Source organism: Candidatus Gastranaerophilales bacterium, from assembly GCA_028696075.1.
Classification (GTDB): domain Bacteria; phylum Cyanobacteriota; class Vampirovibrionia; order Gastranaerophilales; family JAILCC01; genus JAQVHS01.
On record JAQVHS010000006.1, the window covers coordinates 1 to 12332 of the forward strand.

Annotated in this window: 13 protein-coding genes; 3 read left to right on the forward strand and 10 right to left on the reverse strand. The window is 34.5% G+C overall.

Annotated elements, in window-relative coordinates:
* From PHX18_05190 to PHX18_05210, 5 genes are all read right to left on the reverse strand, one after another.
* Nucleotides 1–582: translation initiation factor IF-2 N-terminal domain-containing protein (locus PHX18_05190; protein MDD3594004.1), on the reverse strand; the 582-nt coding region annotated here is incomplete at its 3' end.
* Nucleotides 583–817: 235 nt separating this feature from the next.
* On the reverse strand, nucleotides 818–1678 hold the full coding sequence (locus PHX18_05195) for a HEAT repeat domain-containing protein (GenBank protein MDD3594005.1): 861 nt from the start codon (nucleotides 1676–1678) through the stop codon (nucleotides 818–820).
* 274 nt (nucleotides 1679–1952) lie between these two features.
* Nucleotides 1953–3242 (reverse strand): tRNA (N(6)-L-threonylcarbamoyladenosine(37)-C(2))-methylthiotransferase MtaB, encoded by a 1290-nt coding sequence (gene mtaB / locus PHX18_05200; GenBank protein ID MDD3594006.1) that lies wholly within the window; start codon nucleotides 3240–3242, stop codon nucleotides 1953–1955.
* Between the two features lie 3 nt (nucleotides 3243–3245).
* Complete coding sequence (aroE, locus tag PHX18_05205; protein MDD3594007.1) at nucleotides 3246–4094, reverse strand: shikimate dehydrogenase; 849 nt, start codon at nucleotides 4092–4094, stop codon at nucleotides 3246–3248.
* A gap of 12 nt (nucleotides 4095–4106) precedes the next feature.
* A complete protein-coding gene (locus PHX18_05210; protein MDD3594008.1) occupies nucleotides 4107–4643 on the reverse strand; it encodes a hypothetical protein in 537 nt (178 codons plus the stop codon).
* Between the two features lie 121 nt (nucleotides 4644–4764).
* Between PHX18_05210 and PHX18_05215 the strand changes: the two genes are divergently transcribed.
* Together PHX18_05215 and PHX18_05220 are read left to right on the forward strand one after the other, a co-directional pair.
* A complete protein-coding gene (locus PHX18_05215; GenBank protein ID MDD3594009.1) occupies nucleotides 4765–6105 on the forward strand; it encodes an LCP family protein in 1341 nt (446 codons plus the stop codon).
* 8 nt (nucleotides 6106–6113) lie between these two features.
* The gene (locus tag PHX18_05220; protein ID MDD3594010.1) at nucleotides 6114–6773 is read left to right on the forward strand and encodes a nitroreductase family protein; all 660 of its coding nucleotides are present in this window, start codon (nucleotides 6114–6116) and stop codon (nucleotides 6771–6773) included.
* Between the two features lie 25 nt (nucleotides 6774–6798).
* Here PHX18_05220 and PHX18_05225 read toward each other — a convergent pair whose 3' ends face one another.
* The 5 genes from PHX18_05225 to PHX18_05245 form a co-directional block, all read right to left on the reverse strand.
* The gene (locus PHX18_05225) at nucleotides 6799–8085 is read right to left on the reverse strand and encodes a hypothetical protein (protein MDD3594011.1); all 1287 of its coding nucleotides are present in this window, start codon (nucleotides 8083–8085) and stop codon (nucleotides 6799–6801) included.
* Between the two features lie 72 nt (nucleotides 8086–8157).
* Nucleotides 8158–8784: a hypothetical protein gene (locus PHX18_05230; GenBank protein ID MDD3594012.1), complete on the reverse strand. Its 627-nt coding sequence runs from the start codon at nucleotides 8782–8784 to the stop codon at nucleotides 8158–8160.
* A 453-nt stretch (nucleotides 8785–9237) separates the two neighbouring features.
* A complete protein-coding gene (locus tag PHX18_05235) occupies nucleotides 9238–9651 on the reverse strand; it encodes a hypothetical protein (protein ID MDD3594013.1) in 414 nt (137 codons plus the stop codon).
* A gap of 3 nt (nucleotides 9652–9654) precedes the next feature.
* Nucleotides 9655–10101, reverse strand: coding sequence for a DUF4065 domain-containing protein (locus tag PHX18_05240; protein MDD3594014.1), 447 nt, complete (start codon nucleotides 10099–10101; stop codon nucleotides 9655–9657).
* A 204-nt stretch (nucleotides 10102–10305) separates the two neighbouring features.
* Nucleotides 10306–11667: a hypothetical protein gene (locus PHX18_05245; protein MDD3594015.1), complete on the reverse strand. Its 1362-nt coding sequence runs from the start codon at nucleotides 11665–11667 to the stop codon at nucleotides 10306–10308.
* A gap of 166 nt (nucleotides 11668–11833) precedes the next feature.
* On the opposite strand from PHX18_05245, the gene PHX18_05250 reads away from it, so the two are divergent.
* Entirely contained in the window at nucleotides 11834–12328 is a 495-nt protein-coding gene (locus PHX18_05250) for a hypothetical protein (protein MDD3594016.1), read from the forward strand.
* Nucleotides 12329–12332 lie beyond the last annotated feature (4 nt).

The following is a 12332-nucleotide window of genomic DNA, read 5'->3' on the forward strand; positions in this document are numbered from 1 at the left end:
ACCGCTTTGTCCGTCCTGGCGGGGAGGTCTGTTCGGATTAAAATCGCGTCTTTGTCCTTGATAGCCGCCTTGTCCGTCCTGGCGGGGAGGTCTGTCCGGATTGAATTCACGTCTTTGGCCCTGATAACCGCCTTGTCCATCCTGGCGGGGAGGTCTGTTCGGGTTAAAATCACGTCTTTGCCCCTGATAGCCGCCTTGTCCGTCCTGACGAGGAGGTCTGTTCGGGTTAAAATCACGCCTTTGGCTTTGATATTGACCCTGTCTTTCGCCTTCCGGACGTTTTTGAGTATCATCGAAAGGTTTAAAAGGACGCTGCGGATGTCTTACGGTGCTTGAATAAGCTTTGCCTTTTTCTTCTGGTTTACCGGTGGGCTCTATCTCGGCAGGCTCGTGTTTTTTTTCCTGCACTTGCGGCTTAGGTTTTAAAGCATTTTTAAGCGCCGTTGCTTCTTGTGCTGAAATAGAGCTGGCAGAAACTTTTCCGGAAAGTTTTAGATGTTTTTCAAGCAAAGTAATCACTTCCTTGGCAGGAAGATTTACTTCCTTTGCTAAATCATAAATTCTTATTTTATCCGATGACATCAGTAACTCCGAAATATTTCCTTACTTTAGTTGTAACACAACCGTTAAATTTATACAAATATTTGTGTACGATTAAAGGCTTTTTAGCTTTGCAAATCATTGCTGAATCGCCATTATAGGAATAAAAACTACGAAGAATCCGTCCTAACGCTTCTTTAGCCACCTCTTTTGGCAGGCAATAAAAAACCCGCATATTTTATGCGGGTCAATAAAAGAAAGGAATGCTAACCGTGAATTAGCCTGCTATAGGCTGCTTTCTGCTATCAACAGCAGCACCCGGAATATTTTGCCAGTTTGCTGCCATGATTTTTTTGAAAGCTTTTAGAGCAGTGTCTTCTAATTCACCCAGCTCCTCGGCATTCATAATCAGTTCTCTCAAAGGCATAAGCGCTCTTGTGTCTCTTAAAACACCTAAAGCTGCCGCTGCCCCTGCTCTGACTAATTCATTTTCGTCAGATTTTTTAAGAACGTCAATTAGTGCCGGAACTGCCTCAATACCACCTAACTTCCCGAGAGATGTTACTGCATAAATTCTTACATTTACCCATTCATCGTTAAGCATATCAATGATAGGTACTACGGCTTTTTTATTGCTTAATTCGCCTAAAGCCCTTGTTGCATCACATCTTACATTAACTTTTTCATGTTTTAAAGAAATAATTAATGCGTCCGTAGCAACTTCGCCGATTTCAATAAGGGCATCAGTTGCCGTGATACAGACTTGGCTGTTTTCATCACTTAAAGCTTCAACTAACGGTTCAACAACGATTTCACCGCCTAAACGTCCCAAAGCTCTTGCTGCACGAACTCTTACGTCAACATTCCTGTCTTCTCTTAAAGATTCAATCAAAGGAATTGTTGCGGTTGAATCGCCAAGCTCGCCTAAGGCTCTGGCTGCATATAATCTTACAGAACCGTTTTTGTCATTTTTTAATACGTTAATCAAGGTTTCAACGGCTTTTAAATCGCCCATTTCACCTAAAACTCTTGCTGCATTATATCGAACTTTTTCCGAACCGCTGTTTTGCAGTTCAAAAATTAATTCATCAAATGTCTTTTTAGATTGTTTTTTACGACTACCTACACTTAAACTCATGGGTTTCCTCCAACATAACACTTTTTCATAAAAAGTTTTTACTACTGCCTTCACTTAGATTTATAAAAACAAATTTTCTTTTTTTATTGCCTTTTTTCTTAAAATCAAGGAAGTTTTTGTTACAGAACTTAATAAGTGTGATTTTTACATTTATTAAGTAGCGTATTTATTATAATACCATATTTTTCAAATTTTTGCACTACTTTTTCAAAAAAGGGTAATAATTATTTTTATAAAAATAGGGTTGTTTCTTATTCTTATTGCATTGTTTTTTTTAAATTTTTGCAAATAAATTGCCGTTAACAATTGTATTCGCATTTACATTAATAATATTATTACTTATATCCTTATCACTTTCAATTAAAAATTGTAAGTAATTGGAAGAGGTTGCTTTGTAAAGATTTCCATGTTTTTTCTTCTCGACCAATACTTCTAAAGGCATGCCTTTTAAGCTTTTTAGAAAATTCAGCTTTTTATCGAGCGCTATTCCTTTTAATCTTTTTGCCCGTTGTTTTTTCACTGTTTCATCAATTTGGCAGGGCATTTGGGCAGCTTTTGTATATTTGCGTTTGGAATAGGTAAAAATATGCATATAAGAAATCGGCATATCCTTAATATTTTGACATGTCAATTCAAAGTCTTCGTCCGTTTCGCCCGGAAAGCCCACAATCACATCAGCGCCAATGTTAAGCGCAGGAATATTTTGTTTTAAAAAATCCAGTTTTTGCTTTACCTCCTCTACCGTATATTTACGGTTCATAGCCTGCAGGGTTTTATCATTGGCGCTTTGCAGAGATAAATGCAGATGACTGCAGTTTTTCTTAGCCTTTACCAAAAAATCAAGCATTCTCTCATCAAGCTCGGTAGGGTCGACAGAACCAAGCCTGTAGCGGTGAAGTCCTTCCATAACCTCCAGTTTTTCAAGCAAATCAACTATATTTTCCTGAGGTATAAAGTCCTTCCCCCACTGTCCAAAGTGAATACCGCTCAGGATAATTTCTTTATAGCCTTTGTCTGTAAGTGTTCGAATGTTATTTAAAATTGTTTGTTCACGGCACGAGCGGCTTTTACCCCGTGCAAAAGGAACTATACAGTATGAACAATAATTATTACAGCCGTCCTGAATTTTAATCACGGCACGGGTTTTCGAGGTTAAAACGGGTTCTGTTTCGATAAAGTGTTCTTGTAACATTATATCCTGCACAAAAACATCCCGTCGGTTCTGATTAAGTACATTAACAATATCAAGTTTTTCGCTGTTACCCGCAATAGCAAATATATCGGGGTTATTTGCCAGATTATCTTTGTCTGTTTGCGCCAAGCAGCCACACAACACTACTTTTGTATGAGGTTCATGTTTTTTCGTTTTGCGGATAAGGTAAAGAATTTCATCATCAGCTTTTGAGGTTACGCTGCAAGAGTTAATGACCGTAAATTCCGTACTTTCGGTATTCTCCAACTTAGTATAACCGTTTTTTAACAGTTTTTGAACAATAAAATCGGATTCTATCTGATTTGTTTTACAACCAAAAGTAAATATTTTAAAAGTTTTTGCAATAGCCATTGTTTAAAACTCTTTCAAAGCGTTTAAAGCAGCTTGTTTCATAACGTCAAAGGAAGGAGTTTTGCCGCTCCAAATTTCAAAAGCCCGCAACCCTTGCAAAACAAGCATATCCAAACCGCCTATTGTTTGCAAGCCTAAAGATTGTGCGTTTTGGATGAAAAGAGTATCTTGCGGATTGTAAACCAAGTCGTATACCAAAGCTGTTTTTGGCGCTGCCGCCAAAGCTGCTTTATCAAGCGGTGATTGATTTTCATTCTCACCGATTGTGCCTAAGGGAGTGGCATTAACAATAATATCAGTATTTTTCAGGTTTAGTGCTTTGTTTAAATCAGCCGTTTCAAAATTTACATCGGCAAACTTGTTTTGTAACTCCCCGGCAAGTTCTCTGATATTATTCGGATTGCGTACAAAAAGCCTGATTGATTTAACCCCTGTTTGAACTAAGCCTGTTATCACCGCTCTTGAAGCTCCTCCTGCTCCTATCACGGCAGCTGATTTGAGATTTTGGCGCAAAGAGGGCGGAATTGCTTCCACAAACCCGTAAATATCGGTATTATAGCCTATAAGACATTTATCAGGAGTGATTTTCACCGTATTAACAGCGTTGATAAGCTTTGCATTATCGTCAATTTCATCCAAAAAGTCTAAAATATCAACTTTGTACGGAATTGTTACATTAAAACCGCTAAAATCATTGGTTTTAAAAAATTCGATTTGTGCTGCCAGTTTTGTTTGTTCGGTTTCAAATTTTTCATAAGAACCTTCAACCCCGATTTCTTTCATCGCAGCTGTTTGCATTGGTGCAGAAATTGAGTGTTTGAGCGGATAGCCTATTATGCCGAGTTTTAACATTGTTATCTCTTATTATTTTTTGCCGGTCAATATAAATAAATTGATTAATTCACCCAGTTGAGCCGCCTGTCTTTTATGGAGCTGTATTTTATGCTCAAGGGCTTTGATATTAGTTTTGTATTCTTCAATGCTGTTTGCACAATCCCTGATTGAATTTCCGAGGTCTTCCTGAATATATTGCGCCTCTGACAAAACCGTTTTCATGGAAATGCCCATCGCTTCCATTGTTTGTCTTATAATTTGAGCGCCTATTTGTCTGTTAACTCCTTGCGGAAGCTGGCTTATAAGTTTTTTTAAAACCATAACATTTTCAGGCAGTTCCAAATCTTCGGCTTCTGAAGTTTCATATTTATATTCATGAAAAGCAGGCTCTTTAGGCTCTTGTAATTCTTGTGAAAAATTAAATGCCGACAAAGACGGGGCTTCTTCTTTTTCTTCAAAAGTTTCGTCAGATGCAACCGGTGTGATTTCTATTTCATCTTTTTTTAGCGCTTCAACTATTTTTTTCCCTACACCTTCGGGTAATCTGGCTTGATTGTTTGGCTCCATAGTCTCTCCTTAAACTTTCACAAAATGGTAATACAATTATATGATAAAAATAAAAAAATTTTATAATAATATTTTTTTCTGATATAAAATATTATTAAAGCATTTTTTAGAGAGATGATAAATGGACGATAAAAACAACAATAATCTACTTGAAGTAACGGATGATTTTTTAAACGATAAAGAAGAATATTTTGAAAAATATGCCAAAAGCGAAAAAGCTGATACGTTTTTAACTAAATTAATAGTGATATCGGTTTTGTTAAGTTTTATTTTAGTAGGGGTCGTAATTTTTTCCCCGTTTGACAAATTAAACACCGTTAATTTAGGCGCTTGGTTTAAAAATGCAGCCCAAAAAGTTAAAAACAAAAATTCCATCGCAGAATCAAAAGAAGGGTTTAACCTCTTTCACAAGAGGGAAAACATATTACTTTTAGGGGTAGACTCCAACGGCGAGGAGTCAGACCCGTTTGAAAACACCAGAAGCGATACTATTATGATAATCAACCTGGACAGCGCTTCAAAAAGCGTGTCGGTTCTCTCAATACCCAGAGACAGCAAAGTTTATATAGCTCAAAGACATGGCATCGACAAAATCAACGCTGCCCATGCTCTTGGCGGGGTCGATTTAACCATACAAACCATTGAAGATATGTTCGGTATAAAAGTTCACCACTATATAGTAGCCAATACCCAAGGTGTTCAGGAAATAGTGTCGGCACTCGGTACAATTCCCGTTAACGTTGAAAAAAGGTTAAAATATACCGATTATTCGGGGCGGCTTTTTATAGATTTACAGCCCGGAAAGCATGACCTCAACGCAAAACAGGTTGAAGAATTTATAAGATTCAGGCATGACCTTACAGGTGATATAGGAAGAACAGAGCGTCAAAGAATGCTGATGAAAGGTCTTGTAACAAGACTTCAATCACCTGATGTTATTGCCAAATTACCTGATATCATTGCTATTACAAACAAATATATAAAAACGGATATGACGATTTTTGATTTAACCCGTTATGCGGGAATAGCAAAAAATGTTAATCTTGACGATGTACAGGTAGCAACGCTGCCCGGTCATCCTTCTCAAAACTCTATTGTAAGTTATTGGATTTTAGAGCCTGAAAAAGTTCAGGATATTATAGACAGATTAATTTACAGAATTGAACCGGAAACAGTATCTGCAGCGCCATTGAAAGTGAGTATTTTATATGACGGCAATCATAAAGATGCTGTGGAAGATTTTAAAGCTATTTTAAAAGACAATAATGCGGAAATTATTTGTGAACAAAAAACAAAGAAAGTTGTACCCGAAATAATTGCGCACAATACCAACTTTTCAACCCAAAATTACAAAAATTTCAAACGTTTAATGCCGCCGTTAAAATCAGCGCACTTAACTTATGCGCCGGATTTGTACTATTGTGCGGAATCTGATGTTACTGTTGTTTTAGCAGGAGAATAGAGGTTATTATGATTTTAGACACTATAAAAAGCAGGTATGCCTTAAGAAATTTTGACGCAAAAATGCCGTCTTTAGACGACATAAGAGATATTTTAGAAGCCGGCAGACTTGCCCCTTCATGGATGAATATACAACCCTGGCATTTTATTGTAGTAAAAGACCCCAACACAAAACAGCTTTTGTACAATTTGTCGCAAAATCAGCAGCATGTGCTTAATGCACCTGTTATTATTGCCTGTTGTTGTGATTTAAGCTGTTTTGATTTTGAAAATTTCAAAACAATGCTTGAAAAACGACCCGGCATGACACAGGAAAGACTTCAATTTATATTGAATAACAAAGCTTTAAACCCTGCCGCGCATTCGCAGGAAATGGTAAGATTAAGAGCGGTAGAAGAGCTTACTTATGCAATAGCCTATATGACGCTTGAAGCTCATGAAAAAGGCTTAGAAACCTGCGTTGTAGGCGCTATTGGGAACGAACTTACCAATTCTGTTTCTGATGTTTATGCAGTGGTTAAAGAAGAATTGGAATTGCCTAAAAATGTTATCTTATCTTCACTTTTACTTGCAGGATACCCTGCAAACCCCGCCGAAGCACTATTGCCCAAAGACAGAAAAAGTTTTGACAGTGTAGTATCTTTTGAAAAATATTCGCAAGCCCAATAATTTTCGCGGATAAATTATTATACGCTCAACCGGACATCTGCAAGGACGGATACCTTTCTATATAAGCTTTTACGTCGAATTTGCCTTTTGCCCCTTTGAAAGTCATCGGTCTTATTTTGCCCGTAACGGGGCGCTGCGCGAAAGCTCTGTCGTGAAGCCCGCCTATAGACCATAAAATACCGACATAACCGTTAGACGACGGTGCATCAAAAGCGTACTTATCGTTAAGATAAATACAACGCTCAAGAGCCGTTTGAGGGTTCGGACTCCACTCGGCAATCTTTTTTGCCCAATACATTCTCATATACCCATGGATAAGCCCTTCTTTTAACAGCTGAATTTGTGCCGCATTCCAAAGAGGATCAATGGTTTTGGCATTTTCAAGCTCTTCTGTGGAATATAAATAAGTTCTTAAGTCGGCAGAATGCTCCCTCAATGTTTCTTTTGCCCAATTTGGTATACCATCCAAACTTTTAAAGTCGCTATTGTAAAAACAAAAATTATCCGCCAGTTCTTTTCTCACAATTAACTCTTCTAAAAAAGCCTCTTTATCCGCATCTGCCGCATCTGACTTTATAACCTCAAGAGCTATACGCTGCGAAGAAATAAACCCCCAATTTAAATATTTGGAAAAGCCGGAAGTTACGTTTTTGTCGGGCTTATTTTTAAATTCTGCATAACAGGGTAACTTCTCTCCCATAAAATATCTAAGCTCATTCATTAAATCATTTCTTAAAAGGTCTACACGGGGATATTCGCTCAAAAATTCCGATACACTCAGGTAAATTTTCCGTCTTAAACCCGAAGCATTGTACTCCTCTTTGTGGGAAACAAAAAACGCAGGTAAAACATTATGTCCGTCAATTTCAATAATTTTAAATTTATTTTCCGGCAAAAACTTACTTTCAATCGGATTAAAATCTTTTATTACAAGAGCAGGCGGGTTATTTTGGAAATATTCGGATACCTGCTGCTCATCAGAAAAAATTTCATAGCAAAAATTTAAAGTTCTAAAATCCTGTTTTGTTACTTGAAACCTTGCCGTAAAGAAATTTTCTTTGGTTTTAAGCTCAAATTTCGGGATTAAAAAAATAATTTTTATTGCACGATTTAATTCGGTAGATTTTTGCACCGCATAATTCAATGCAAAATTATCATAACAGCGAAATTCCCTTGTTATCAAATAAACCACATCCCCGTCCGCTTCGGGCAAGGCATTCAACTCCAATAAACGGTGAGGGTTAACAAACTTTTCCTCAGCAAAATAATTACCGGTGTAATCTAATAAATTATTTTTTTTAATTCGTTCCATTTCATTGTTATAAAGGATTTTAGGATTTAGTCAATCCCCTTATCGCTTAATAGCAAAAATGATTTTCAAAGCCTATTCAAAGTTTTCTTCATGGTAAAAACCGCCGCCGCAAATGATTTCAATAACTTTTAATAAAAACTCTCTTGCCGCATTTGACTGGTTAATTTTGTATTCAATATTGCCGATGTGTCTTATTTTCATAACAGCGTCTTTGTTCGGGTCGGAAGGCACGTACATGGACGCCATTTCGCAGCTTAAAACGCCCGGATATTGAAGGTCTGAAATATCCATAGAGGCGTTCTTAAAATCGCCGTTAAGCGCAATAATCCGACCGCAGAACATTGGTGCGTTATCACTTCTGTATAGGGCTTGGGGTTTGGTGTTGCCCCGCGTGGTAAAGCTGATACTGTGCCAAAGTATATTTAAAATCCCGACCGACTTGTCAGCATCAATTGTACAGCTGATATTGTTCGGGTTAATTCCTTTTTCTTCAAAGTTTTTTTTCATAGTCGCAACAACTTCTTCCATGGTCTTCAACATATCTGAAAAAACTTTGTTTGTGTTTTTTGCTGAATCAGTGTGTTCACAATATTGCTTGTACATATGCGAAGTTACAAGGCTAAGGCGTTCTTTAATTATGCTTGATTTTGAATTAGAGGTAACTGTGTCATTTTTGGAATAAAAAAATTCGCTGTTCATTTATTAATATCTCCCAAGGTTGCTTTGATTTTATTCTACCCTTTATTTATCAATCATCCAAAAAATTAACAACTATTTTACATATCGAAGATTTGTCGTTTATAATAAACGGCTGCATCCGTCAAACTACGCAACGTTCTTTGATGTTCACTTAGTTAGAGATTCAAACTCCATATAGCTGGAGAGGCGGTCTAGGGCTAAAATACCGGCAGATTGAGAATATGGGGTGAAAGGATTCGCTTGAGATGTGGGTGAGGGTATGGAACCCGAACCTTACAGCTCAGGATACTCGAAGAGCAGAACCTCGCTTGTGTGAAAGCGCAAGTCAGGTTTGGATAGTTACCCGAATATGCAAAAAACTCCTTGGACTTTTGTTCTAAGGAGTTTTTTAAGCTCTGGCTTTAGTAGACGAGTTTAGAACTTATTTACTTGAAAATATAGGCTAATTTAAAATCAGTTTCTAGAATAAATACAATGTTTATAATCAAAAATGATTATGTTAAATATATTTTTATCATCAAAAAAACCAACAAATCTTGCCTCCTGAAAATTTGGTAATGTAAACTGGACAAACGTTACATCTTCAATTGGAAAAGATTGCAATCCGTCAATTTCCTTTTCAATATCATGGAAATGGAATTGTCTTTTTTGTTCAAAAATTTCTTTCCACGTTTTATTACAAAAATCAACTGATTGGAATAAAAAATTATAAAAACAATTTTTATCCTGATTACTATGCTCAATTGTATAATAATCATTATCTTTAATATAATATTTAAAGGAAAATACTGGTTTGTCTTTAAAATAGCCATTATTACTAGTCGCAAAGCTGTTTTTGGTATTAACTTTTTTTTGCTTGGATTTCAATTTCTAATCCTCTAGTAACTTTTTATAATAACTATACATTGAATCTAAATTAATAATTTCACAAGGGCATTTTTGATATGCTTCTTGCCAAGGTTGTTCGTTGTGAGTCATACTTACAAGCTGTGTTGCAGAATAATCTAAAAATCTTTCACAAAATTCGTCCAAATAAGTTTGAATTTGGGGAGATAAACTTTCAAACTCCTTTTCCTCTATTTCTATTTCAATTGGTTTTCTATTAAAACCTTTATACACATTATATACAGATGGAATTACAGGACCATATTGCCAAGCTTCTATATTATCTTCAAATAATTTTTCTTTATCAAAATTTACCAAATACCAAGCTTGTGCATAATATAATATTTTTTGTAATTTTAAATTTGTTATTAAATCTCCATTAATGTTAGCAGTATTTAAAATATATCTGGAAATTTCTATTGCATCTACCATAACCATACCCTTTTTGTAAATAATATAAGATTATAACATACGTTAAAAAACAATCCAAGATTAAAATTAAATTAATTCATAAATTATTGACCTTCTATTCACTCAAAAATTTGTCTTTTTTATAATCATTATTTATTATATTCTTCTTGTAACTTTATTATTGAAAAATATGCAAAATATTTTTATAGCAATAAAAGTTGCTTGTCAATATAGTGCATATAAAAAATTTGTTATTATCTTCCATTTTCCATTTGCAGAATTACTAGCAATCGGGTTATTGTTTTCATCCTCATACACCATCCGAACAATTATATTATCTTTAGTAATAAGTTTATCTCCATTTTGATACCACAAATCAATAAAAATCTCTGCAATGGCTGGAGCTTCATCTACAATATTTGTAATCACAGAAGAAACATATTTTTTATCTTCCAATTCTTTTCTGAATTCTCCAGCCTTTTTTTTAAAATTATTATCATACACCCTATATAAAGAAGTTGCCAAATTACCATATTTAGATGATTTCCAATAAAATAAAAATTTTTTCAAAGAATGTTCTGGAGAATTTTCATCAAAAATAGAATTTTCGGTTATTTCTAATGGAAAATAATCCGACTTAAACTCTCTGGCTTTCCATTCCTCAAGATTTTTTTTTGCTTTAATCATTTTATTTGAATGTTCTTCAATAAATTTTAAAGTTTCTAGCATAGACATAGGCTTTTGATTAAACTTTTTATCAAACTCCTTTTGTCTAGATTCTTCTGTTTTTAAATCTGATACCCAATCACCAATGGCAAATAAAACATTCCATGTTTTAATCGCTACGATTTTATTAGCATAACCGAGATCTCGACCATGCAATATTCCATTTCTATAGGGCAATAAAATTTTTTCTGTAGTCGTTTTTTTCCTACTCTTATGAATTATTTCACTATATATTCTTTGCAAACTGGATGAATGCCCTGTTATAGAATCCCAAGCAGTTACTTCTGCACTTTCTCCGCTTTTTTGTTGTGGTGTTACATCACAAACTATGCCATCTATTATTATCAGAACAATTGGAATACAAGAATGGTATCGATTATTAACATAATCATCATACGCCATTTTTAGCAATTCTTGCCTTTTGGTAATTGCTTCATCACGATGATAAATAGTTTGCAAATGATACTTAATTTGTTCGTCTGTAAAATAATTTAAAAGCTCTTCATTTGCATTATCAATATTACCATTTTTTGCCAGCTCTACACACTTTGCCATGAGTTCAAGATTCATCCCCCCATAAGCTAGCCAGCCATGTTCTATAAAAATGTCATTAAAAGCATCTGGAGTTTTGGTTAATAATTTACATTGTTTTTCCATATCATTAAATTGTGAGTTCAATTCTTTAGTTTCAACGAAAAGACCCGCAATATTTTTAAGAGTTCTAAATTCTTCTAATTGTTTAGTCATAGCAATTATTGTAGGATTGCTTTTTATTCCTTTTTTATTTTTCTTTGACTTTCGATTTTGTTTTGGCATAACCTCGCACTTTTTAATATAAAGACTAACAATTAACTTTTTCATAAATAGCATCTGAGCTATTTATAGTATCAAAATTATTAAAAATCTTTGGACATATTGATATACATCTTTTCATATAAAAATAACTCTCAGTTAATTTAATATCTAAAATATTAACATAAATTTGGGTTTTTTGTTTTTGTTATAATTATTTTAAGGAGCTGGTTATATGACTGATGATTTCAATATAAAACAACGTAATTGCGAAGATTGTATGCAAATAAATCAACTATTTTTAGATTTTTATTCAAAATTACATTCGGAAAATGAGAAATATACTTCTTTGGTTTTGAGTATTGGTTATGCTTCATTTTGTTCGATTCTTTTTACAACTAACCAACCTCTTATCAAAGAATCAAGTTGTACATTCTTTATTTCTATTATTGCCTTGATTTTTTCCATTTTATTATTTGTTACCTATGAGGTTATAAAGATAAAAAATGGTCATGACTATGAAACTGAAATACTTAAGAATATAAGTAAAGTAATGGATGAAAATGTTAAGTTTAATTATAAGGAATTTAAGTTGTTAATTTCGAAAATTCAAACAGAAAAATTTTCTCATTTATTTAAGTATACACCAGCGTATTTTAAAGCCTGTATTATCCTTTCAATTGTTGCTTTATTCTTTTATCTTTTATCCATACTTATATATTTCATTTAAAATT

Bases quoted from the DNA above. Each gene is read 5' to 3' on its own strand.
- PHX18_05195 (MDD3594005.1), bottom strand. From the start codon at position 1,678: ATGAGTTTAAGTGTAGGTAGTCGTAAAAAACAATCTAAAAAGACATTT.
- mtaB (MDD3594006.1), bottom strand. From the start codon at position 3,242: ATGGCTATTGCAAAAACTTTTAAAATATTTACTTTTGGTTGTAAAACA.
- aroE (MDD3594007.1), bottom strand. From the start codon at position 4,094: ATGTTAAAACTCGGCATAATAGGCTATCCGCTCAAACACTCAATTTCT.
- PHX18_05210 (MDD3594008.1), bottom strand. From the start codon at position 4,643: ATGGAGCCAAACAATCAAGCCAGATTACCCGAAGGTGTAGGGAAAAAA.
- PHX18_05215 (MDD3594009.1), top strand. From the start codon at position 4,765: ATGGACGATAAAAACAACAATAATCTACTTGAAGTAACGGATGATTTT.
- PHX18_05220 (MDD3594010.1), top strand. From the start codon at position 6,114: ATGATTTTAGACACTATAAAAAGCAGGTATGCCTTAAGAAATTTTGAC.
- PHX18_05225 (MDD3594011.1), bottom strand. From the start codon at position 8,085: ATGGAACGAATTAAAAAAAATAATTTATTAGATTACACCGGTAATTAT.
- PHX18_05230 (MDD3594012.1), bottom strand. From the start codon at position 8,784: ATGAACAGCGAATTTTTTTATTCCAAAAATGACACAGTTACCTCTAAT.
- PHX18_05240 (MDD3594014.1), bottom strand. From the start codon at position 10,101: ATGGTAGATGCAATAGAAATTTCCAGATATATTTTAAATACTGCTAAC.
- PHX18_05245 (MDD3594015.1), bottom strand. From the start codon at position 11,667: ATGAAAAAGTTAATTGTTAGTCTTTATATTAAAAAGTGCGAGGTTATG.
- PHX18_05250 (MDD3594016.1), top strand. From the start codon at position 11,834: ATGACTGATGATTTCAATATAAAACAACGTAATTGCGAAGATTGTATG.